The 21,925-nt window shown below is 69.5% G+C and carries 23 protein-coding genes; 11 read left to right on the top strand and 12 right to left on the bottom strand.

The features are described from left to right. Positions 1 to 10 precede the first annotated feature (10 nt). Positions 11 to 454 carry an SRPBCC family protein gene (locus ACFW9O_RS26420; protein ID WP_351174738.1) on the top strand — a complete coding sequence of 148 codons (444 nt, stop codon included), beginning with the start codon at positions 11 to 13 and terminating at the stop codon, positions 452 to 454. A 31-nt stretch (positions 455 to 485) separates the two neighbouring features. On the opposite strand, the gene ACFW9O_RS26415 is transcribed toward ACFW9O_RS26420, so the two are convergent. The 4 genes from ACFW9O_RS26415 to ACFW9O_RS26400 form a co-directional block, all read right to left on the bottom strand. Continuing rightward, on the bottom strand, positions 486 to 1,688 hold the full coding sequence (locus ACFW9O_RS26415) for a right-handed parallel beta-helix repeat-containing protein (RefSeq protein ID WP_384612678.1): 1,203 nt from the start codon (positions 1,686 to 1,688) through the stop codon (positions 486 to 488). Between the two features lie 69 nt (positions 1,689 to 1,757). Then, positions 1,758 to 2,189, bottom strand: a complete 432-nt coding sequence (locus tag ACFW9O_RS26410; RefSeq protein WP_351174741.1) for a VOC family protein — start codon at positions 2,187 to 2,189, stop codon at positions 1,758 to 1,760. A 206-nt stretch (positions 2,190 to 2,395) separates the two neighbouring features. Further along, entirely contained in the window at positions 2,396 to 3,481 is a 1,086-nt protein-coding gene (locus ACFW9O_RS26405; protein ID WP_384612676.1) for a tyrosine-protein phosphatase, read from the bottom strand. A gap of 168 nt (positions 3,482 to 3,649) precedes the next feature. Next, positions 3,650 to 4,141, bottom strand: coding sequence for a MarR family winged helix-turn-helix transcriptional regulator (locus ACFW9O_RS26400; RefSeq protein ID WP_351174745.1), 492 nt, complete (start codon positions 4,139 to 4,141; stop codon positions 3,650 to 3,652). A gap of 78 nt (positions 4,142 to 4,219) precedes the next feature. On the opposite strand from ACFW9O_RS26400, the gene ACFW9O_RS26395 reads away from it, so the two are divergent. Together ACFW9O_RS26395 and ACFW9O_RS26390 are read left to right on the top strand one after the other, a co-directional pair. Continuing rightward, positions 4,220 to 4,588, top strand: a complete 369-nt coding sequence (locus tag ACFW9O_RS26395; protein WP_384612674.1) for a DoxX family protein — start codon at positions 4,220 to 4,222, stop codon at positions 4,586 to 4,588. A 172-nt stretch (positions 4,589 to 4,760) separates the two neighbouring features. Further along, on the top strand, positions 4,761 to 5,579 hold the full coding sequence (locus tag ACFW9O_RS26390; RefSeq protein ID WP_384612672.1) for a maleylpyruvate isomerase family mycothiol-dependent enzyme: 819 nt from the start codon (positions 4,761 to 4,763) through the stop codon (positions 5,577 to 5,579). 49 nt (positions 5,580 to 5,628) lie between these two features. On the opposite strand, the gene ACFW9O_RS26385 is transcribed toward ACFW9O_RS26390, so the two are convergent. After that, positions 5,629 to 7,176 carry a PH domain-containing protein gene (locus tag ACFW9O_RS26385; RefSeq protein WP_384612670.1) on the bottom strand — a complete coding sequence of 516 codons (1,548 nt, stop codon included), beginning with the start codon at positions 7,174 to 7,176 and terminating at the stop codon, positions 5,629 to 5,631. Between the two features lie 354 nt (positions 7,177 to 7,530). Here ACFW9O_RS26385 and ACFW9O_RS26380 point away from each other — a divergent pair, with 354 nt between their 5' ends. Beyond that, positions 7,531 to 7,959: a pyridoxamine 5'-phosphate oxidase family protein gene (locus ACFW9O_RS26380; RefSeq protein WP_351174751.1), complete on the top strand. Its 429-nt coding sequence runs from the start codon at positions 7,531 to 7,533 to the stop codon at positions 7,957 to 7,959. A 154-nt stretch (positions 7,960 to 8,113) separates the two neighbouring features. Further along, entirely contained in the window at positions 8,114 to 8,626 is a 513-nt protein-coding gene (locus ACFW9O_RS26375) for a DUF4396 domain-containing protein (RefSeq protein WP_384612699.1), read from the top strand. Between the two features lie 47 nt (positions 8,627 to 8,673). Here the strand turns inward: ACFW9O_RS26375 and ACFW9O_RS26370 are convergent, their stop codons facing one another. Then, entirely contained in the window at positions 8,674 to 9,081 is a 408-nt protein-coding gene (locus tag ACFW9O_RS26370; RefSeq protein WP_384612667.1) for a RidA family protein, read from the bottom strand. A 146-nt stretch (positions 9,082 to 9,227) separates the two neighbouring features. Between ACFW9O_RS26370 and ACFW9O_RS26365 the strand changes: the two genes are divergently transcribed. Next, on the top strand, positions 9,228 to 9,611 hold the full coding sequence (locus ACFW9O_RS26365; RefSeq protein ID WP_351174757.1) for a helix-turn-helix domain-containing protein: 384 nt from the start codon (positions 9,228 to 9,230) through the stop codon (positions 9,609 to 9,611). Positions 9,612 to 9,713: 102 nt separating this feature from the next. Next, on the top strand, positions 9,714 to 10,298 hold the full coding sequence (locus tag ACFW9O_RS26360) for a TerD family protein (protein WP_351174759.1): 585 nt from the start codon (positions 9,714 to 9,716) through the stop codon (positions 10,296 to 10,298). A 142-nt stretch (positions 10,299 to 10,440) separates the two neighbouring features. On the opposite strand, the gene ACFW9O_RS26355 is transcribed toward ACFW9O_RS26360, so the two are convergent. After that, positions 10,441 to 11,802 (bottom strand): lipase, encoded by a 1,362-nt coding sequence (locus ACFW9O_RS26355; RefSeq protein ID WP_384612665.1) that lies wholly within the window; start codon positions 11,800 to 11,802, stop codon positions 10,441 to 10,443. A 123-nt stretch (positions 11,803 to 11,925) separates the two neighbouring features. After that, positions 11,926 to 12,369 carry an Lrp/AsnC family transcriptional regulator gene (locus ACFW9O_RS26350; protein WP_351174763.1) on the bottom strand — a complete coding sequence of 148 codons (444 nt, stop codon included), beginning with the start codon at positions 12,367 to 12,369 and terminating at the stop codon, positions 11,926 to 11,928. A 102-nt stretch (positions 12,370 to 12,471) separates the two neighbouring features. Between ACFW9O_RS26350 and ACFW9O_RS26345 the strand changes: the two genes are divergently transcribed. After that, complete coding sequence (locus tag ACFW9O_RS26345; RefSeq protein WP_384612663.1) at positions 12,472 to 13,479, top strand: SMP-30/gluconolactonase/LRE family protein; 1,008 nt, start codon at positions 12,472 to 12,474, stop codon at positions 13,477 to 13,479. A gap of 78 nt (positions 13,480 to 13,557) precedes the next feature. After that, a complete protein-coding gene (locus tag ACFW9O_RS26340) occupies positions 13,558 to 14,379 on the top strand; it encodes a MerR family transcriptional regulator (protein WP_384612661.1) in 822 nt (273 codons plus the stop codon). Between the two features lie 52 nt (positions 14,380 to 14,431). On the opposite strand, the gene ACFW9O_RS26335 is transcribed toward ACFW9O_RS26340, so the two are convergent. Then, positions 14,432 to 15,343, bottom strand: coding sequence for an alpha/beta fold hydrolase (locus ACFW9O_RS26335; protein ID WP_384612659.1), 912 nt, complete (start codon positions 15,341 to 15,343; stop codon positions 14,432 to 14,434). 138 nt (positions 15,344 to 15,481) lie between these two features. Here ACFW9O_RS26335 and ACFW9O_RS26330 point away from each other — a divergent pair, with 138 nt between their 5' ends. Continuing rightward, entirely contained in the window at positions 15,482 to 16,120 is a 639-nt protein-coding gene (locus ACFW9O_RS26330) for a TetR/AcrR family transcriptional regulator (protein WP_351174771.1), read from the top strand. A gap of 424 nt (positions 16,121 to 16,544) precedes the next feature. Here ACFW9O_RS26330 and ACFW9O_RS26325 read toward each other — a convergent pair whose 3' ends face one another. Beyond that, positions 16,545 to 17,363, bottom strand: a complete 819-nt coding sequence (locus tag ACFW9O_RS26325) for an integrase (protein WP_384612657.1) — start codon at positions 17,361 to 17,363, stop codon at positions 16,545 to 16,547. Between the two features lie 293 nt (positions 17,364 to 17,656). Here ACFW9O_RS26325 and ACFW9O_RS26320 point away from each other — a divergent pair, with 293 nt between their 5' ends. Then, on the top strand, positions 17,657 to 20,680 hold the full coding sequence (locus ACFW9O_RS26320; protein ID WP_384612655.1) for a family 16 glycoside hydrolase: 3,024 nt from the start codon (positions 17,657 to 17,659) through the stop codon (positions 20,678 to 20,680). Positions 20,681 to 20,751: 71 nt separating this feature from the next. Here ACFW9O_RS26320 and ACFW9O_RS26315 read toward each other — a convergent pair whose 3' ends face one another. Both ACFW9O_RS26315 and ACFW9O_RS26310 read right to left on the bottom strand, forming a co-directional pair. Then, complete coding sequence (locus tag ACFW9O_RS26315; RefSeq protein WP_384612654.1) at positions 20,752 to 21,063, bottom strand: hypothetical protein; 312 nt, start codon at positions 21,061 to 21,063, stop codon at positions 20,752 to 20,754. Positions 21,064 to 21,112: 49 nt separating this feature from the next. Further along, entirely contained in the window at positions 21,113 to 21,802 is a 690-nt protein-coding gene (locus tag ACFW9O_RS26310; RefSeq protein ID WP_384612652.1) for a DJ-1/PfpI family protein, read from the bottom strand. Positions 21,803 to 21,925: the final 123 nt, after the last annotated feature.

Raw genomic sequence — 21,925 nt, 5'->3', positions numbered from 1 at the left:
AGGAGTACCCATGGCTCAGTTCGAGGCGACGGTCGAGGTCGACCGGCCTGTCGAAGAGGTTTTCGCCTTTCTCGCAGACGGCGAGAACGACAAGAAGTTCAGCCCGCGTGTGCAGGAGATCTCCAGGACGCCGGCCGGTCCGACCGCCGTGGGCACCGTGTTCCGCAGCACGGTGAAGGACGCCGGCATGACGACCCGGAGGGAGTTCCGGATCAGCGAGTTCGTCGCACCGACCCGGATCCGGTGGAACGAGCTGTCCAGCAACCTCGTGACGGCCCGGGAGGGCGGCTACGACCTCGAGGCCCTCGCGGACGGCAGGACCAGGGTGCGCATCTTCAACGAACTCGAAGGTCACCGCCTGGGCAAGCTCCTGGTCGGCCTCGCCGTCGCCGGGGCACGGAAGGACGCCCCCGCGTTCGGACAGCGGATCAAGGCCGCTGTGGAGGCGTCCTGAGAGCGTCCTGACGCGCTCCCGCCCGGGCCCGTCACATCCGCGCGCCGACGGCGGCTCCGTTGCGGGGGACGAACAATTGCGGGGCGGAGGGGACGGAGCCGTCGGCCGCGCGTGGCCCGGTGACGGCGCCCGTGTCCGTGCTCAGGACCGAAGCCTCGTTCCATGTACCGCCGAGGTTCCATGAGTTGCCGTCGGCGACGGTTTTCGCACCGACGGCGGCGGCCTTGCCGTCGGCAACGGACAGGTTACGGGTGAGGACGGCGACCGCTCCGGAGGTGTCGGCGTCGAAGCCTGTGCCGCTGTTGCGGAACGTGGTGTTGCCGGTCAGGGCGAGGGCGCCCGGATTGCCGTTGTCGGTGATCCCGTGCTTCGCGTTCCTGAAGGCGAACGAGTTGCGCAGCGTGTGGCCCATCGCCGGCGCCGGCGTCCCGCCACCGAGCTTGAAGCCGTTGCCGTCGCCGGCGAAGTCGGGGAAGTCCCAGCGGTTGAGCCCGTTTCCGTACGCGATCGTGCTGTCGATCAGGATCGGGGACGCGAATTTCCAGGCGTCGAAGCCGTCGTCGACGTTGTTCCACAGGCGCGCGCCGCGCACGACGTTGCCCGTTCCGCTTCCCTCCTTGATGCCCAGGCCGTCCGCACTCTCGCCGTTCTTGCGCGGGTCGCGGTTGCCGTAGCTGTCGAGGCCGAGAATCTGGTTGCCGCTGGAGTCCCCCTGGAGCTGGAAGCCGGTCTCGTAGTTGTCGCGGGTGGTGAGCCGGGAGAAGACGTTGTTGTCGCAGCCGTCGCAGTAGTAGCCGTACGGACCGTTGACGATCTCCAGGCCCGACACCCGCCAGTGGGACGCCTCCTGGTGGATGGCACCGCGCTCGGCGCGCGGGATGCTGCCGCCGACCGGTGTGTGGGACGCGGGCAGCTGCTCCCCGTCGATGACGACCCGCTCACCCTGGTACGCGCCGAGGGAGATCGGCAGGGACGCCTCGCCCGACGTGGTGATGGTGATGTTGTCCACCAGCGCGTACGTGCCACCCCGGATGGCGACGGTGTCACCGGGGCGCGCCTTGTCCACGGCCTTCTGGATGGTCCGCAGGGGGTGGTCGAGGGTGCCGGCGGCGGAGTCGTCCCCGTCCACGGCCACGACGATGGCAGTCGAGGCGGTGGCAGCCTCGGCGGGTACCGCCACCGCCGAGAGCACGGCACTCAGCACCACTACCGTGGACATGCTGACGACACGCATACGAGTTCCTTCTTCCTGGCCGGCGGCTTACAGGAAGACAGTGGTCGCCGTTGTCCGAAAGGTTGCCGCTCAGCGCTCCGAGAGCTCCGAGGGGGCCTCCTGCACCACCCAGCCGTTGCCGTCCGGGTCCTCGAACGACATGAACGAGTTCCAGGTGTCGCCCTTGCCGTCCTCCCAGCCCGTCGCGCCGACGTGACGGATCGGCGAAACGTCCACACCACGCTTCACCAGGCCCTCGCGTGCGGCCTCGATGTCCGTGACGCAGAGCTGAATGCCCTGCAGCGCGCCCGGAGCCATCTGCTTCATACCGGGTGCGGCGGGCATCCCTTCGAGCATCGCGATCGAACACCGTGAACCGGGCGGCGTCATCTGGATGATGCGCATGCCCGGGGCGACCTCGTCGTCGAGGTCCAGCTTGAAGCCGGCCTTGACGGTGTAGAACTCCTTCGCGCGGTCCATGTCGGTGACAGGGACGGGAATGACCTCGATGGTCAGGTTCATGGGAGTCTCCTCAGAAGGACGGGTGCCGTGGCCCGCAGATACCGGGGCGGGTCCACCGTCGCCCACGAAGGAGCTGCCGCGCACGTCGAAACGCCAGACCGGTCCGCACTTTGTGCGGGTGCGCATCCGTCGGGCGGCACCGGGCGTCCTCCGGTGCCCGGACACCGGACCGGTCCGGGCAGGACCGGCACCGGGCGCCCGGCGGATCAGCCGACCAGCAGGTCCCGCTTCAGGTCGTGCAGGTCCTTGCTGCTCATACCGAGCGTGCGCTGCTCGTACGTCCGGAAGGAACCGAACGCCTGAGTGACCTCTTCGAATCCCGAGTTGAGGTACTCGGCGCGGACGTCCAGCAGCGGCTTGTAGACCTCCGCCTGCTGCGGCGGCATGGACGCGAGCGCTGCGGCATTGGCTTCGGCACGGTAGTCGTTGGAGGCGAGGTAGTCCGCCATCACCGTGTTGCGGGGTACGCCCAGCGCCGTGAGGAGGGCGGCGTTCGCCCAGCCGGTACGGTCCTTGCCCGCGGTGCAGTGGAACAGGACGCCGTGCGCGTCGTCGTCCGCGATTCCGGAGAACACCGTGCGATAGGCCGACGCGGCGGTGTCGCCGCTGACCATGAACTTCTCGCCCTCGACCATCATCGCGGTCGCTTCTGCGGCGGTCGTCGGCATGGTGGTGAAGCCCGGAGAACCGGCCAGCACATCGGCGACGACGTGCGTGGCGCCCGAGGGGACGCGGTCGGGGGCGCCACCGCGTTCCGATTCCGTGCGCAGGTCGTAGACCGTCCGGATGGACAGGCGCCGCAGCTTTGCCAGGTCCGCTGCGGTGAGCTTGTCGAGGGCGTCGGACCGGTAGATCTCGCCCATCTTCACCCAGTGCCCGTCCGCGGTGCGATAGCCGCCCGCGTCACGGAAGTTGACGGCGCCCTCGAGCTGTACGAGTCGGTCGGCGAGACGCAGGGAGCCGCCGTGTGCGGGGGTGAGATCGAACCACTGGCGGTCCTTGGCGGGCAGCCCGCGCACCGTGACCCTGCCCGTGGAGCCGCCGGTGGCGACGGTGCGGCCGTCCACGCGGACGGCGACATGACGGATACCGGGGGCCGCCCACTCGACGGTGAACGAGCCGTCCTTGTTCGCCGTCACCTCGGCGGAGCTGAACGGGATGCGCGTGTGGGAAGAACGCTCGTGGCCGGAGGAGGAGTGGCCGGCGGCGGTGGCGGCGGGGGCGGCCAGGCCGACGAGGAGGGCAGTGGCCAGGGCGGTGGAGGAGGCCCTGACACGAGTCATGTGCGTCATGAGGGCATCGTCGGGAGCGCCGAAGGGATCGGCGGGAACGATCGGTGAACGCAGGTCGAAGGCAGGTCGAACGTGTCGCTTCCCAGCGGCCGTTCGACGGGCAGGGGACAACGTGCACCCCGTGGCACGGGCCTTCGACGGGGGCGGTGAACGGTGCCCTCGGCCGCTTCATGCCTCCGTACAGCTGAAGTCCTCCGGAGAGGTCCGCAGTTTGTCCAGCAGCCGACGCAGAGTCGTGAGCTCGCGTTCGGACAGGTCGGCGAACAGTTCCCGTTCGACGGTGTCGAGCGCGATGTCCGACTTCCGGAGCCGCGAGGTCCCTTCGGGAGTGATCTCCACGATGTGCCGACGGCGGTCGGCGGGGTCGCGCCTGCGGCGTACGAGATCGTCACCCTCGAGATCGTTGAGCAGGGCGACCAGGACGCTCGGGTCGACGTCGAGCCTCTCGATGAGGGCCTTCTGTGTGACGGGCCCGTCGGCGAGCTGCAGGAGCGTCATCGTCTTCCGGGGAGAGAGCCCGGTGGCCGCGAGGGCCTTGCGGATCACGGTTTCGGTGATGCCGCCGTGATAGGCGAGCAGGAAGCCGAGGCGGTGGTCCGGGTCGCCGGGCGATGCGGGCGACCCCGCCGGTTCCTGGGTGACCCCGTCCTGAGCTGCCATACCCATACCGTATCAGGGACTCCATTGTGGACATCGATAAATCATTGATACGCTTCAATGATATTCGACCTTCCATCATTGAAGACATTGGAGTACGTCATGTTCATCGCCTACGCGGCAGTCGGCATCCTTCTCGCTCTGGCTCTCGGTGCCTCAGCCGTACTGACCTTCACGCGCAACGAGGCCGTCACGGCCTCGATGGCCAAGGTGGGCGTGCCCGATTCGTGGTTCCCGAGGCTTGCCGCGCTCAAGGCCGCGGGCGCCGCAGGGCTCCTGGTGGGTCTCGCGGTGCCCTTCATCGGTGCCGCCGCCGCGGCCGGTGTGGTCCTCTACTTCATCGGGGCGGTCATCACCCACGTACGCGCGAAGGACTTCGAGATCGCGGCGCCCGTCATCCTCACCCTGCTGGCCGCCGCCGCGCTCGTACTGAGAGTGCTGTCGGCCTGAGCCCCGGCGCGCAGCGGGGTGCCGACCCCAGCGCCTGCTCCAGGCCCGCCCGGTGACGGTCCCCGCTGAGCCTCCTGTCATCCTTCACGGATCCGTCGGACCTGCGTCAGGCAGGCCGACCGTCGAGACCGGGGCGGTGGAATCCTCCCTGGCGAAGAGTGGGGAGCCGGACGTGGAAGCAACGCCTGCCCGAGACGTACGAGGCGCCCTGCCTCCCGGTCTCGCCGATGCGATACGCAAGACTGCGACGGAGATTGCGGCACTGCTGCGCGGTCGTACCGACACCGGCGGCCCGGTTCCCGGCTCGACGTGGACGCTCGGTGAGGCCGCGGCCCATCTCGCACAGGCCAACGAGCTGATGGCGGACGTCGCGTCGGGCCGCGAGCGCAGTCACGGTGACGGGACGGCCCAGAGTCTGGCGGCGGCCAACGAACGTGCGCTCGCCCGGTTCGGCGAGCGCGCCGGCGACCCGCTGGCCGACATGATCGTGGCGCAGGCCGATGTGTTCCTCGCCGCGGCCGAGCGGCGTGCGGCCGAGGAAACGGTGGCCACGCCGCTCGGCCCCATGGACATGGCGGTCTTCGGCTCGTATCTGCTCACGCACATGCTCGGCCACGGCTACGACCTCGCCCGTGCCGTCGGGCGGCCGCACATGGTCGACCGCGCCCGGGCCGAACTGGCCCTGCCGTTCATGTTCACGGTCATGCCGCATGTCGTCGATGCGGCCGCCGCCGGCCTGACCGCCCGCTTCGGGATCCGGCTGCGCGGCGGGACACGCTTCACGGTGACCTTCACCGACGGCGCGGCGGCCGTGAGCCCGCGGGATGAGGGCCGCACGGACTGCACCATCCAGATCGAGCCGGTCACCTTCCTGCTCATCGCGCTCGGCCGCTGCAACCCTTGGGGTGCCATCGCCCGCGGTCGCATTCTCGCCTGGGGCCGCAAGCCCTGGCTCGCACCGCGGTTCCCGACCCTGTTCAAGGCACCCTGAGGGGTCCGCCAGACCGTCCGAACCTGTTCGATCCGGCTGCCGCGAACGGTCACGCCTCGCGGTTCACTGCCTCCACCGGCGTACCCGCAGCGCGCAGCTCGTTGACGATGCGGGTCAGTTCGGCGGGGGCGGCCGCGAGGCGGACAGGTTCGCCCGCGTCGTCGAGTTCCGCGATGTGCCAGCTCCTGGGGACGGTGTCGCCGTCGCTGCCCCGGGCGCGCCGCACGTCCTTCACGGTGAGCCGTTCCACCGGTATCCGACGTGCCGCGAACCTGCCCGGGCCGGGGTGCGGTGTCACCGCGGGCGGGCCGCCCCCGAGGACGATGTGGGTGCCGAAGCCGTGCGGGTTGTAGTCGGTGTGTTCCAGGAAGCGCGCCGCCAGATGTACCTCCTGTCCCTGCGCTCCGACCTTTCCCGCCACCCCGATTCCCGGCTTGCGGACACCCGTGGCGCGCCAGGCCCAGATGAAGAGGGCGAGCGTGGCCGATGTCCCCGCCACCGCCCACGCGACCGCACCGGGAGCCGTGGGCAGTGTCGTGGGGTGGAGATAGCAGAGCGGCAGCAGCCACAGGGCAGTTCCGACGAGCGTGACCCCGAACGGGAGAACCGAGGGGAGGACCTCGTCGTCGGCCAGCCGACGCCCGCGCAGGCGCAGCAGCGACTGTGCGCCGGGAAAGCCCGCGGCGAGGGCGAGCGCCGCCGCGACGACGGCCGTCTCTCCGCCGGTGGGGATGTGCTCGCGCCACACGCGAAGCTCTCCGGCGACCTTCCTCACCCTGCCGCGCCAGATGGTCAGTTCGACGCTGTCACCGGACCGGAACGTCCGCGCGTCCTTCTCCGAGACGGCGACCCGGCGCACGGGCCGGTTGTCGGCGAAGTACAGCCAGCTGCTCTGCTTGGGTCGCGCGGCCTCGGTCCGCGCGATCACGGCCGGCAGCGTGGTCAGGCACTCGCGGCGCTCCGTCGCGGGCGTGGCCGCGGTGCACGGGGTCGCCGACTTCCACGCCCGCTCGTTCGACGCGACGTTCGGTACGAACCACGCGGCCACGCCCGCACACCCGAGCAGGACTACGCACAGGCCCAGCAGCGCGGCCCAGCCGCGCCCGGCCGTGCGGGAGGAGATGACGGGGAGGTGGGCCGACTTCGGGGCTCCGTGACGGCCGTGCAGCGCGCGGAGCCCGTCCAGCTTCGCGTCGAAGTCCGGGTCATGGAGGGACCGGCTGTGCGGCAGAGGCAGCATTCGTCTGTGTCCGTCGCGCAGCGACACGCTGACTCGACGGACTTCCTCGCCCCGTGAGGTGTTCGTGTACTTCCGGTGGACACGTATGTCGGCGATGTCGTGCCAGGGAACGCTCCGGCGGCGCAGCAGCGTCCGGTGGTGCAGCCCGCGCGCGTCCGCCGTCACCTCGGCGGTGACCCCGCGGAGCGACGCGATGCCCACCGCCGCGAACAGCAGGCCGACAGCTGCCCCCGGGTCCGGGCCCCGGAAAGCCAGGCGCACACCTGCCAGGCCCACACCGACCGCACCGAGTCCGACGAAGAACCACAGGGTGCGCTTCCAGCGGGCGCGGCAGGTCACTTCGAGCGCATGGGTCATGTCCGGAATCCTTCATCATCCCGGTTGCACATGCGTGGGCATGGTTCGGCAGTCTGTCGGCCCGCAACGCTGCCGACCGCACGCATGGGACGCCCGGCCGTCGCGTGCTTCGGGGGAGAAGCGGCGTGGCCCGTGGGTGTGCGGGTCAAAGGCGTGGGGCAGGTGATGGTTCGAGGGGTCCCTGTACCCGGACAGGTGCCCTTGCGAGGCGTCGACGGCAGCGGGAAGGAACCCCGGAAGGCTGTCCGTGCTCCCCCTGCGCAACGGGACCGGTCGATACCGACGAAGCGGGGCGAATCTTGCATAATGCGGCATCCGACGCCCCGACACATGCTCATGAAGGAGTCGAACCCCGTGGCTTTGAACCGCGAAGAGCGTGAAGAGTTTCTGGCCGAGCCCCATGTCGCCGCCCTGGCCGTGGACGCTGCGGAGCCCGGACGGGCCCCGCTCACCGTGCCGATCTGGTACCAGTACGAGCCCGGCGGCGACATCTGGATCATGACGGGACGCGACTCCCGCAAGGGTGTCCTGATCGCCGGGGCGGGCCGGTTCAGCCTGATGGTCGACCGAGTCGCACCGACCATCCGCTACGTCTCGGTCGAGGGCCCCGTCATCGCGACCACCCCCGCCACGCGCGAACAACTGGTGGAGATCTCGGCGCGCTACCTCCCTGCCGGGAAGGTCGAAGGCTACGTCGACTTCGCCTGGAAGGAGCACGGCGAGCAGGTGGTCTTCCACATGCGACCGCAGCGCTGGCTCAGCTCGGACCTCGGCCAGGTCTGAGCGGCGGTCCCGCCCGGGGTGAGGCGGGCTCGCGGGGGCCGGCCCCCGACCGGAGCGTTTGCACACCGGAGCGGGAGTACCCCGGGGGGGTATATGGTTGGGAGGTGTGGACGCTTCAGGGACGGGCCACCGGACGGGAACGGGGATGAACGCCATGGACCACACCGCGCACCATGAGGGCAGCACCCACGACCACCACGCTCATCGGAACCCCGCCGGGAAGGGAATGGGTGGAGCCACCTGGAAGTCCGCGGCCAAGGCCACGCTGCACTGCCTGACCGGGTGCGTGATCGGCGAGATCCTGGGCATGGCCATCGGCACCGCCCTGCTCTGGGGCAACGTCCCGACCATGGTTCTGGCGATCACCCTGGCGTTCGTCTTCGGCTACTCCTTCACCCTGTTCGCAGTCCGCAGGGCGGGCCTGGACTTCAAGAGCGCCGTCAAGGTGGCGCTGGCCGCGGACACCGTCTCGATCGCCGTGATGGAACTCGTCGACAACGGCATCATCGCCCTGGTCCCCGGTGCGATGGACGCCCAACTGTCGGACGGCCTGTTCTGGGCGGCGCTGCTGGGCGGCTTCGCCGTGGCCTTCCTGGTCACCACGCCGGTCAACAAGTGGATGATCGGCCGCGGGAAGGGCCACGCCGTCGTCCATGCCCACCACTGAGATCCCGCACACCGCAGGCCGTGCGGAGGGGCGCGCAGCGCACTCGCTCAGTCGATGATCGCCGTGGCTTCGACCTCCACCAGATGGTCGGGCACGTCGAGCGCCGCGACGCCCAACAGCGTGGCCGGCGGCACAGGGGTGACCCCCAGTCTCGCGGCCGCCCGTGAGATGCCGTCCAGGAGCAGGGGCATCAGCTCGGGGGTCCAGTCCACGACGTGGACCGTCAGCTTCGCCACGTCGGCGAAGGATCCACCGACTGCGGCCAGGGCGGTGCCGATGTTGAGGTAGCACTGCTCGACCTGAGCGGCGAGATCACCCGGGCCGACCGTAACCCCGTCGGCATCCCAGGCGACCTGCCCGGCGATGAAGACCAGTTTCGACCCGGTCGCGATCGACACCTGCTTGTACGCATCGACTTCCGGCAGTCCGCCGGGGTTCACCAGGGTGATGGCCATGCTGCCCGCCTCCTTGTCATGAGAGCCCGAGGGCTCGTCTCCACCGGACCGGGCGTCCGTCCCTCGGTCTCTTGTGGTTACTCAGGAACCGTAGGAGAGTGGCCGCTGACATGGAAGAACGCACTTTTCGGTGACTGGGGAACCTCATGGTGACCAAGCAGTTCAGGGGCTCGCCCGAGGAACAGGCGGATCTGACACGCGCGGACTCCCTGGCGCGGGAGATCTTCTCGGACGTCGCCAACAAGTGGGCGCTCCTGATCATCGACGCCCTGGGTGAGGGCACGCTGCGCTTCGGTGAGGTGCGGAACGGCATCGAGGGCATCAGCCACAAAATGCTCACCCAGAACCTGCGCATGCTGGAACGCAACGGTCTCGTCGAGCGGTGTGTTCACCCGACCGTGCCGCCGCGGGTCGAGTACACCCTCACCGAGTCGGGGCTGGCCCTGCGGGAGACCGTCCACAGGATGTGCGACTGGACCCATCGGTACCTCGGTCACATCGAGGCCGCCCGTCGCCGCTTCGACGCGTAGAGGGCGGGGGTAGCGTTCGGGATATTCCGCCCCGGGTCGGCCGACAACCGACGCCGCCAGGCACAATTCATACGTACCACTCTGACGACCAAGAGGATCACCATGATCACGCTGAAGAAGGAAGACGGCCCGGCCGACCTCGACGGGGTGACCCATCTGTCCATCGGGGTGTCCTGGGACCCGACCGTCGGCGCCAGTGGAGGAATCCTTGGCAAGCTCAGGCAGAAGGCCGGAACCGACCTTGACCTGATCGCCATCGCGATGCAGGGGGCGGAGCCCGTGCGGCTGGCCGGGCTCGACTCCCTGGACCCGCTGGGCAACGGCTCCCTTGTGCACAGCGGGGACAACCAGACCGGGCGCGGTGACGGCGACGACGAGACCGTGACCGTGGATTTTGCCCGGGTGCCGTCCAACATCACGTCCGTCGTGTTCATCGCTGCCGCGTACAAGAAGCGGAGCGCCTTCCAGAACGCCCGGAACATCAGCTTCAAGGTCTACGACGCGACCGGTGGCACCACCCAGCAGGTTGCCGATATCTGGCCGAGCCTGCTCACCGATGACAACGGCTGTGCCGTGGCCAAGGCCATGCGGGACGGCGCGGGCTGGAAGCTCCAGGTGATCAACGAGACCGGCAAGATCAAGCAGGGCGACGAGCGCGCCCTCATGCGTTTCGCCGTGAGCAAGTAGTACGTTCCGACGCTGCCGCGAGTCCGGACAACGACTGCGAGCAGCTCGGTCTCGGCACGCACGGAAGCCGGCAAGCGTGCTCGGCCAGGGTTCGGGAGGGCATCCCCCCGGGACCCTGGCCGCAGCGCGTTCTCCGCGTCGATCAGCCCGACGCATGTCCGCCGTCGACGGAGCGGTCCGCGATCGTCGGCAGGTGCGGCCGTCGGCTCAGCTCCCCGAACCAGCGCACGACGGCCGGCGTGGCCGCGACGTTGGACCCCAGATGGCGGGATCCGAGGTGGTCGACATCGCCCAGGTCGACGACCGGGACGTCCACGCCGTTCCTGAGCAGGCCTGCCCGGCAGTGCTCGGTGTTCTCGTCGACGGCCTGCTCGTCCCCGGCCGCCATGTACAGCCGTAGGGGCGCACGGGGGACCCAGTCGGTGCATACCGCGTCGGTTGTACGGAGCGCCGCAGCCAGGGCCCCGGTCGGATGCGTGAGCAACTCCCTGCCGTGGCCGGTCAGCAGGTCGTCCAAGGTGTCCGGGGTACCCCGCATCAGCTGCTCCCCGGTGTGGGCGCCGTCGAAGAGTGTCTCGACGGTGGTGTCATATGGGGCTCGGAAGACATCGCCGGGACTGTCGTAGACGTGGTGGAGCCGGTTGAACGCCACGAGCGTGTAAGCGGCGTACAGCACACCGGACTTGGGCTCCAGTCTGCCTTCCAGCAGGGCGGGCAGCTCCGCCCCGCCGAAGTCGTAGGCACCGCTCACCGGCGCCAGCGCCCCCAGCCGGAACCAGCGGTCCCCGCCCGCCTCCAGGGCCCGGCCGAGCCCCAGTGCCGCCGAGGCGCCCTGCGAGAAGCCGGTGACCATGACCTCGCGCTCCAGGGCGTGTCCCGCCCGGGGAGCGAAGGTCCGGGCGGCCCGCAGCATGTCCAGCGAGGCCGTGGTCTCGGAGGCGATGTCCATCCAGGGGTGGAGGCCGGGTCCCTCGCCCATTCCCAGGTAGTCGGGGGCGACCGCCGCGGCACCGGCCGCCGCGTGCGCGATCACCGGCGCGGACACGAAGTCGCCGCGCCGCATGGACGGGGAGTCGTTCTTGTGGCTGCCGGTGCCGTGCGCGAAGGAGACCGTCCGCAAGCCTTCCTGGCGGACGAGCGGCAGCACGAACAGCCCGCTCGCCGTGGTGGGCCGGCCGTGCGCGTCGACGGTCCGGTAGACCAGCCGGTACGCGACCACACCGTGCCGGACGGTGTCGCCTCCGAACCCGGCCGTACCCAGTTCGGCGACCACGGCCTCAGGTGTCGCGAGCGTGTACAGCTTCTCGGCGGAGACCAGCGTGCCCCGGTCGGACCCCTCGTACGGGTGCGCATGAGTCCAGGATCTTTCCAGGGGGGTGGTGGCGGTGGCGACGGCGGGTCCGCTGAGGAGTAAGCAGCAGCAGACCACCGTGGCGTACGCCCGCAGACCGTGACGATGCCGGATTCTGCCGAGCGGCGACGAAGATGAGACGAAGGTGGGCATGAGTCCCCCAAGTGCGGTGCTGTGACTGTCGCTTCAGCCTGTCCCGACGCGCACTTCGACGCACTGGTGCGGTCCACCCGGACCTCCTGGTGCCAGCCCCCGCTGATGAGCGTTCGCCTGCGGCTACAGCTCCTGGGGCGGCAACGGACGCTCGAAGAAGGTTTCCAGCACGATGGTGGCCTGCGTCCCGCTGACGCCCTCGATCGCATAGATCCTGCGCAGCACGTCCTGGAGCTGTTCCGTGGTCGCGGTTCTGACCTTGACCAGCAACGAGGCGCTGCCCGCGATGACGTGCGCCTCCTGGATCTCGGGCAGCGCGGCAAAGTGCTCCGCCGCATCGCCCATCCAGGCAGTCGAGTCGACCATCACGTACGCGAGCACACCGCGCCCCACCGCCGCAGGGTCCACCTCGATCACCGTGCGCCTGATCACGCCGCGCTCGCGGAGCTTTCGGACGCGCTCATGGGCAGCACCGGCGGAGAGGCCGACGGACCGGCCAAGGGCGGAGTAGGGCTGGGTGGCGTCCTGCTGAAGCTGTGTCAGCAACGCACGGTCCACGTGATCCACGACACTCCATTCGACGAGTACTTGAAAGGACGATACTGCATACGGTGATACTTGCGATGAGCCGAACAGCATTCGGCTCACGCTCTGGGACGGGAGACGCACATGACCACCGAACACCCCGGGTTGTACGAGTGCCTCGACGACCGCTTCCGTACCGGTCGGTGCATGAACGGCGACCACGACCTCGAGGTCCTGTACACCGGCTGCCGCTGGGCGGAGGGCCCGATCTACCTCCCCGCCTGGCGCCAGCTCATATGGAGCGACATCCCCAACGACCGCATGCTGCGCTGGGACGAGGCCACCGACACCGTCAGCGTCTTCCGCGAACCCGCCGGGCACACGAACGGCAACACCCTGGACCTCGAAGGCAGGCTCATCACCTGTGAGCAGGGGAACCGCCGGGTCACCCGCACCGAGCACAACGGCACCCTCACCGTGCTGGCCGACCGCTGGCAGGGCAGGCGCCTCAACAGCCCCAACGACGCGGCCGTGAAGTCCGACGGTTCGATCTGGTTCTCCGACCCGGACTTCGGCATCACCAGTGACTACGAGGGCTATCTCGCCGAGAGCGAGATCGGGTCCTGCAACGTGTACCGGATCGACCCGGCCACGGGCGACGTGAGCCTGGTGGCCGACTGCTTCGGCGCCCCCAACGGGCTCGTCTTCTCCCCTGACGAGCGGCAGCTGTTCGTCTCCGACACCAGGGCGGGCTTCATCCGTGTCTTCGACGTCCGGGCGGACGGCCGCACCCTCTCGGACGGCGAGGTCTTCGCCACGGCCGACGCCGAGACCGGAAGCCGCTTCGACAACCTGCGCTTCGACGACGGCGGCCGGCTGTGGGTTGCCGCGATGAGCGACGGCGTGCACTGCTACGACCCGGACGGCACGCTCATCGGCCGTCTGAACGTACCGGAGACCGTGTCCAACATCTCCTGGGGCGGGGCCAAGCGGAACCGCCTCTTCATCACCGCCGAGACCAGTCTCTACTCGGTGGTCATGGCTGTCACGGGGACGCATCCGACCGGTCCGGGGCGGCGCCCATGGGGCGACGGGGCCCCGGCCGCTCGAAGTGCGATCGAGGCGGGGGCCCGGCCGCGGCTGAGCCGGTGACACGCCCCCCACTGTTCGTCGGCCGCCTCATACTGTCTTGACCCTCACACCGTGTCAGGTGGTCAGCTCGGAGACGTCATGTTCACCATCGGAGACTTCGCCCGGCACGGCCGCGTATCGGTCCGGATGCTGCGTCACTACGACGCGACCGGTCTGCTGCGTCCGGCCCATGTCGACCCCTCAACCGGCTACCGCTATTACACCGCTGCCCAGCTGGCCCGCCTCAACCGGGTGATCGCGCTCAAGGACCTCGGCTTCACTCTGAAGCAGGTGCGCGACATCGTGGACGAGACAGTCGCCACGGAGGAAATCCGGGGCATGCTGCGGCTGCGGCGGGCCGAACTGGAGACCGCGGTGTCCACCGCAGGGGCGCGGTTGGTGCAGGTCGAGGCGAGGCTCCGGGCGATCGAGAGCGAGGGGCACATGCCCACGAACGATGTTGTGATCAAAGCTGTTCCCGCAGTGCGGGTGGCGGAGCTGACCGCGACTGCCGCGAGTTTCGAGCCCGAGGCCATCAGCCCGGTCATCGGGCCACTCTACGACGAGCTGTTCCGGCGCCTGGGAACGGCGGGTATCACCCCGACCGGACCCGGGGTCGCCTACTACGAGGATGCCCCGGAAGGCGACGGGCGGATCAGCGTCCATGCCGCCGTCCAGGTATCAGCCCCCCTCCAGGACGGGGCCGTCCGTGTCCTCGACCTGCTGCCCCTCGATCGGGCGGCCACCATCGTCCACCGAGGCTCGATGGACACCGTGCTCCCCACGGCGCAGGCCTTGGCGCGCTGGGTCGACGCCAACGGCTACCGGTCGGCCGGATATCCGCGCGAGATCAACCTGGAGTGCCCGGAGAACCGGGACGACTGGGTGACGGAACTGCAGTCACCGGTGACCCCGGCCTGATTCGCCGCACGCTGCTCGGACGCAGGCCTGCCCCGGGGTGGCCCCGCGATGGTCAGTCGACGGTGTTCATGAAGTCCAGCATCCGGCGGTTGATCTCCTCCGCACGGTCGATCTGAGGTCCGTGACCTGTTCCGGAGATGATCTCCGCCCTGGTCCCCGGCACCAGGCGCGGTACGCGCTGCATCTGACGCTGCGGGTGCACGAGCAGGCTGCGCCTGCCGAGTGCCAGGTAGAGCGGGGTGCGGACGGTGGACAACTCGTCGTCGGTCAGGGGCAGTGGGGCCGGGCGGCGGATGCGGTAGGCCCGGACGGACGTCCTGACCATGGCGCGCAGCTCCGGCATGACGAGGACCGGTTGTTCCAGCCAGGCGGCCAGCCGTGGGCGCAGGGCTCTGGGCGCGAAGGTCGCGAAGAGGCCGGCGAAGATCCAGACGAAGAAGCGCAGCCCCACCTTCTCCAGGCCGCCGGGATCCAGCAGCGTGACCGAGGCGAGGCGGTCGGGTTTGCGGTGCGCCTGGTTCAGGGCGAGCCAGCCGCCGTACGAGGCGCCGACGAGGTGGACGCGGTCGAGCCCGAGCGCGGCGAGCGTCTCGTCCAGCCACTGCGCGGCGCGTTCGGGCCGGTGGATGGGCTCGCGCTGCACACTGCGGCCCGGGTCCCCCGGGGTGTCGATGGCGTAGACGGGGCGGTCGGCGCTGAGCGCGGGGGTGTTGGGGTACCACATGGCGGAGCAGGAGCCCGCCCCGTGCACCAGGACGACGGGGGTGCGGGACCGGGCGCCGGGGTCCTCCGGGCCGTAGCGGTAGACGTGCGTGGTCCCGAAGGTGGTCTCCACGTCCTGTTCCGCGCGTACCGGCGCCCCCAGGGCGTAGGCCGCTTCGCAGGCCGCGAAGTACTGGTCCCGCAGGACTTCGCTCACGTAGCGGCCGACATCGGTCTGAGGGCGGGCAGCGGTCTCGGACACGGGCACCTCCTGGTTCGGATCTTTTGCGGTACAAACGTATCACCATGATGATACCGCTGTACCATCAACGGGCTGCGACGGGCCACGACAGGTCCCGGCAGGAGCACCCCAGCGAGACGACGAGCGGAGAACAGGCCGATGCCCAAGCGGGTGGATCACGCGGAGCGCCGTACCGAGATCGCCGAGGCGCTCGTCCGGATTGCCGGAAGGCGTGGGCTGCATGCCGTGGGCATGCGCGATGTGGCGGCCGAGGCGGACGTGTCACTGCGGCTGGTGCAGTACTACTTCGAGACCAAGGAGAAGCTGCTGCTCTTCGGGTTGCAGCACCTGACTCAGAGATTCGGGGAGCGGGTCGCCGCCAGGATCAAGGACACGGTGGACGGACCCGGACCGCGTGCCACGATCGAGGCGCTGCTCAGTGCGGCCCTGCCCACCGACGAGGAGAGCCGCACCTTCCACTTCGTGTACACCTCGTACGCCATGCTGGCCGTCAATGACCCCGCACTTGCCGCCCAGCCCTTCATCAAGGACCCCGACGCGGCCGAGGACGCCGTGACCGAACTCCTTCTGCAGGCGCAGGAGGCGGATCTGCTCCGGCCCGGTGTTCACCCGAGGCTGGAAGCGGCAGGTCTGCTCGCCATGTCCGCAGGACTCGGCACGGGCATCCTCGTCGGTCAGCGCAGCGCCGAGTCGGCCGTCGCAGTGCTGGACCACACGCTGGACCGCATCTTCCGGGACGGTGGGCGCGGCCTCCTGCCCCGTCCGACGGGGGAGTGACGTCGGATTTCGCGCACGTCCACGAGTGAGCGTGGCGACTGCATCGGCGGCCACACGGACACGGGCGGTCCCCTGGGGCCAGAGGGAGGTGTGGGTCGGCCGATGGTCCAGCAACGGGCGGTCGCCCGTCACCGTCGTGCGGCGGAACGCGGTGGGAGAACACCGGCATGAAGTCCACCACCGCCCCCGACACCTCCACGTCGGCCGAAGCCGTCCCGCGCTCCCTGCTCTGGTCCGTCAGGTGTTCCGGTGATCACCCGGCCCGGCGATCCCCGGCCTGGCCGTAACGAAGGCCGGCGCGGACTGCAGGTCCGGACTCCGCCGTCGACCGTGACCCGCGGATGCGCCGCCACTGGCGGCTTGCTGCCGAGCCGGGCGGCGACACGGTTGCCCTCGGCATGTCCCACCTGTGGCTTACCGACGCTTATCGGCCGTCCCGCACAGCGCCCGGCGCCGACCCCATCCGCTCGCCGAGGCCGGTGAGGTACACGATCGTCGCATCGTCCGCCGCCACCCCGTGGCGAGCCTCCGCCTGCCGGACACGACGCACCACTTCGGCGGGTCCGCTCGACGCCAGGAGAGCCATGGCCCCCGGCCAGTCGGTGACCCCGAACCGGTCGACGATGCGACTGGCTCCGTTGCTGAGCAGGGCGGCAGCGGTCAGCCCTCGGATCGGACAACTCCCGGTGACCGCCTCGTCCGCCGCGCGTGGGTCGTTCTTGGCCACCCAGAAGCCGCCCGGTCGGTTCCGGTCGGCGCGCAGGTCCCGCAGGACCCGGTGGTACTCCTCGCTGCCCTCCGGGGCGGCCACCAGCGCGGGCAGGAACGACCGGCTGATGATTACCTCACGAGGGTCGGACACGACGAGCGGCACACCGTCCGCTCCGTCGAGTACGAGAAAGGAGTCACCGAGCACGAGGTACTCGAGGAGGCCGTCGGACACGCGCAGGACGGCCACGGTCGCCGACGGAGCGATGGGGGCGGCGACGTCGCAGGTGTCCCGGTGATCGTCCGTCACCTGCTCGATGGCGTCCGCGAGCAACGCCGGGAGACCGCGGTCCGGCACGAGTGACAGGAGACCGAGGAGTCCGCCTCCGAGACGGCCGGCGTACCAGGCCACGCCGTGCCGGCAGGTCGACTCGGAGCCGGGGATGCCGGCGCCGTCGATCAGCACCGCGGCCGTCGGTACCGCGCCGGCGAAGTCCTCGTTCACGCGGCCGGGCCGCGCCGCAACGCTCGTCATCGATACCCGCATGGCCCGCCGCCGTCCTCCGTCGAAGGCGTCGACACTAGCAACCGTCTCCTGAGCAGACCTTCTGCGCCCCGAGGGCTGTCAACTCCACACCAGTTTTTCCTCGTTGAGGACAAAGTATGGACGGTTCGGTGCGATGTTCGTACGCTGGGCGTCGATTTCGCGCGGCGGACCGCATGCAACGGAGCGGAACGCCACCGCACCACTCGTACGTGCACGAACTCCACTCCGCGGACGCGGGCCGCCCCGGTCGCGCCGCTACGCAGCGCCCAGCAGGAGGAAGAGTGACGCCACGCAAGTACCCGAACCTCCGTAGCCATCGCCCCAGAGCACGAAGTATCACCGGGCTGCTCCTCTCGGTGGTTCTCACCAGCGGCCTCGCCGCCGGCACCGCCGGTGCGGACGAGAGGCCCTTCGCGGACCTGCCGCCCCAGGAACCCGGTGTCACGCTCCGCGTCTTCGACGTCCAGTCCCCGTTGGACGCGCTCTGCGACCTCAAGCCCGCCCAGACACCCAACGTCGACAAGCTGATCCCCACGGCCGACTGGTCCTCCACCGACGGCTTCGGTTTCACCGACAACTTCGTCTCGCAGATCATCGGCAACATCGACGTCCCCGCCGACGGCACGTACGCCTTCCGTCTGATCAGTGACGACGGCTCCCGCCTCCTCATCGGCGACCAGCAGGTCATCGACCACGACGGACTGCACGGTGCCGAACCCAAGGACGGTGAGATCGCTCTCGCTCCCGGTTACCACACCCTGCACATCGACCACTTCGACCGCGGCGGCGGCCAGCAGGTCACCCTCCAGTGGAAGCCGCCGGGAGCAGCCGACTTCGTCGTCGTCCCGAACTCCGTGCTCAGTACCGACGCCGACGTCGTCCGGGTCACCGCCCCCGGGCGCAAGGAGTGTGAAGGCACCTACGACACCCCCGGCGACGGCCTCCCGCTGACGTCGGTCAACCCCGGCTACACCCTCACCGACCTGCGTCCCGCGGGCTTCGAACCCCAGGTCTCCGCCATGGACTGGCTGCCGGACGGCCGGCTCGCCGTGACCACCTGGGGCGGCAGCACCGAGACCAAGGGAGAGGTGTACGTCCTCGACCACGTCACGGGTGACACCGGCCCGGAGAAGGTCACGTACAAGAAGATCGCCGGCGGCCTCAGGGAGCCGATGGGCATCAAGTACGTCGACGGGAAGCTGTACGTCTCGGAGAAGCACCAGCTGACCGAGTTGTCCGACCTCGAGGGCGACAACACCGCGGGCGAGATCCGCAAGGTCGCCGAATGGCCCTACGGAGGGAACTTCCACGAGTTCGCCTTCGGCCTTCTCTACGAGGGCGGGAACTTCTACCTGAACCTGTCCGTCGCCATCAACTACGGCGGTGCGACCACGGATCCGCAGCCTGCCGCGAACCGTGGCACCACCATCAAGGTCAACAAGGCGACAGGGAAAGTCAGTTACCTGGCCGGCGGCCTGCGTACACCGAACGGGATCGGACGGGGACCCGAGGGAGAACTGTTCGTCACCGACAACCAGGGCGGCTGGCTGCCGGCCTCCAAGTTGGTCCACGTCAAGCAGGACCGGTTCTTCAACCACTACACCAACCCGGACGGCCCGTTCGACGACCGTACGGTCACCAAGCCGGTGCTGTGGCTGCCGCAGAACGAAATAGCCAACTCACCCAGCACACCGATGCTGTTGAAGGAGGGCCCCTACGCTGGACAGCTGCTCTTCGGTGACGTCACCTACGGCGGAATCCAGCGCGCCGACCTGGAGAAGGTGGACGGCGAGTACCAGGGCGCGGTGTTCCGGCACACGCAGGGCCTGGAAGCGGGCATCACCCGGATCAGCACCGGACCGGACGGCGCCATCTACGCGGGCGGCCTCGGCGCCGACGGCAACTGGGGTCAGGAAGGCAAACTCCGCTTCGGTCTGCAGAAGCTCACGCCGAACGGCAAGAGCGTCTTCGACATCAAGACCATGCGCGCAACCCGCGACGGCTTCGAACTCAGCTACACCAAGCCCCTGTCGGAGGAGACCGCCGCCAAGCTGACGAGCGGGGCCTACTCCGTCGAGCAGTGGCGCTACGTCCCCACTCCGGCGTACGGGGGCCCGAAGATCGACGAGGAGACACTCCCCGTCGCCGCCGCCCGGATCTCCGACGACCGCCGCACGGTCAGGATCACCGTGCCCGGCCTGAAGACCGACCGGGTGGTGCACGTACGCTCGCCGCGCCCCTTCGCCTCGGCGGACGGTGAGCAGCTCTGGTCCACCGAAGCCTGGTACACACTGAACGCCCGCCCGGGCCCCGAGGAGCCCGTCACCGGGTACGACGCCGAGTCCGCGCGACTCTCCGGGGGAGCGGACATCGACACCGAACACGCCGGCTACACCGGGGGCGGCTTCGTCGACGGCTTCGGCACCGTGGGTGCCACCGCCACCTTCGACGTCGACGTACCCGTGAAGGGCACCTACGACGTGGGGCTCCGCTACGCCAACGGACCCAACCCCTTCACCGGCACCAAGACGATCGGCGTGAGCGCCAACGGCGGGCAGGCGCGGCAGACCAGCCTCCCCTCCACCGGCGCCTGGAACCGCTGGTCCACCGGGACCGAGCGCCTCGACCTGCGCAAGGGCCGCAACACCATCACCTACACCTATCGGCCCGAGGACACCGGCCACGTCAACCTCGACATGATCGAGGTGCGCAGACCCGGCAGCCGTATCGCCCTGTTCTCCGGTGGAAGCGTCTCCACCGCCTGGCAGCACACCGACGGCCGTGGCGTCGAATGGCCACGTACCGCCGAGAACTCCATCGAGGTGTGCTGTGGCGACATCCGCACCAAGCAGGCCTTCGGTGACTTCAGAATGCATGCCGAATTCCGGGTGCCGAAGCTGCCGGACGACGTCACCGGGCAGGATCGCGGCAACAGTGGCATCTACCTCCAGGAGCGGTACGAGCTCCAGATCCTGGACTCCTTCGGAGTGGAGAAACTCGCCGCGAACGAGGCCGCGTCCCTCTACAACAAGAAGGCCGCGGACCTGAACGCGGCCACCGCCCCCGAGACCTGGCAGACGTACGACATCGACTTCCGCGCGGCCCGTTTCGACGCCGCGGGCACGAAGACCGAGGACGCCAGGATCACCGTGGTGTGGAACGGCAAGAAGGTCCACGACAACGTGGCCATCGACGGCCCGACCGGGGCCGGTGACGCCGAATCGGCGGCGACAGGCGCGATCCGGCTCCAGGACCACGGCAACAAGGTCCGCTTCAGGAATCTCTGGATCGAACCGCTCGGCTGACAGGAACCGAGACGGTCCAGTGGCGCGACCGGCCGCTGGACCGTCTCGCCGTCAGGCCGGCTGTCAGGCCGTCAGGCCGCCGGGACGGTGCGGCGCAGGCCGGTGACCTTGGAGGCGGGCAGGCGTCCGGCCTTGGAGGTGCCGACCAGGGTGTCGCCGTCGACTTCCAGGGCGAACACCAGGTTCACGCGCATGGGCTTGGTGACCTTCTGCTTCCAGGTGAGCCGGTCGCCGTCGAGAGCGACGTCACTGAGCGGGACCTCCTCGCCCGCCCCGTGGACGACGCCGGTCAGGACACCGTCCCTGCTGCGGAGTTCGACCACGGCCTCGATCCTTCCGATGGGCGTGGAGACGGACAGATCCCAGGTGCCTTCGACGGGCATGTCTTCTTCTCTTTCTGACGGTCGCGGTGTGTGGCGGGGCGGGTGGTGGTCAGAGGCCGGTGGGTTCCGGGCCCCGGTCGCGCCAGACGGTGCCGCGGCGCTCGTGGGCGAACAGTTCCTCGACGGCGTGAGCGATCCTGGGGCCCACCTCGCGCTCCAGGAGGTACAGGCCGAGGTCGAGCCCGGAGGTGACGCCGGCACCGGTGACGAGGTCTCCGTCGTCGACGACACGCGCCCTCACCGCGTGGACACCGGTCGCGTCGAGCATGTCCAGGCCCATGTGGTGGGTGGTGGCGTGACGTCCTTCCAGCAGGCCGGCCATCGCCAGGACGAGCGAGCCGCCGCACACCGCGGCGACGATCACCTCGGGGTCGTCCATCGCCGCCTTCAGCAGCGTGGGCAGTTCGGTGGTGAGCGTGCGGCCCAGCAGCACCGGGATGAACGCGTCCTGTTCCCACCCACCCGCACCGGCGTCGTGGTCGGGGACCTCGCCGGGCTCCCCGACCCGGCCCGAGGCGCCGGGCACCAGGATCAGGTCCGCCCGGGCGGGATCGAGGGCGGCTGTGGCGCGAAGTGCCAGGGCCCCGGTACCGCTGACCACCTCACGGGGCCCCTCGGCGGAGACGAGTTCCACGCTCACCAGGCCACCGGACAGTGTGCCGCCGGCGTACAGCACTTCGTAGGGCGCGATGACGTCGAGGGGGTCGAAACCGTCGAACAGGACGATCTGGGCGCGCATGGGTGGTGTCCTCGGGGTCGGGCCGGCCCGGTCAGCGCCGGGTTCACCCCTGACGCTAGCCAGCTGCGACCTCGCCTCCCAGAGGCATTGATGACACCCTCCAACGGGAAACCGCCAAACCCA

Source organism: Streptomyces sp. NPDC059499, assembly GCF_042749285.1.
Classification (GTDB): domain Bacteria; phylum Actinomycetota; class Actinomycetes; order Streptomycetales; family Streptomycetaceae; genus Streptomyces.
Note: the sequence above shows the minus strand (reverse complement) of the source record. Positions and strands in the feature narration are given on the sequence as shown.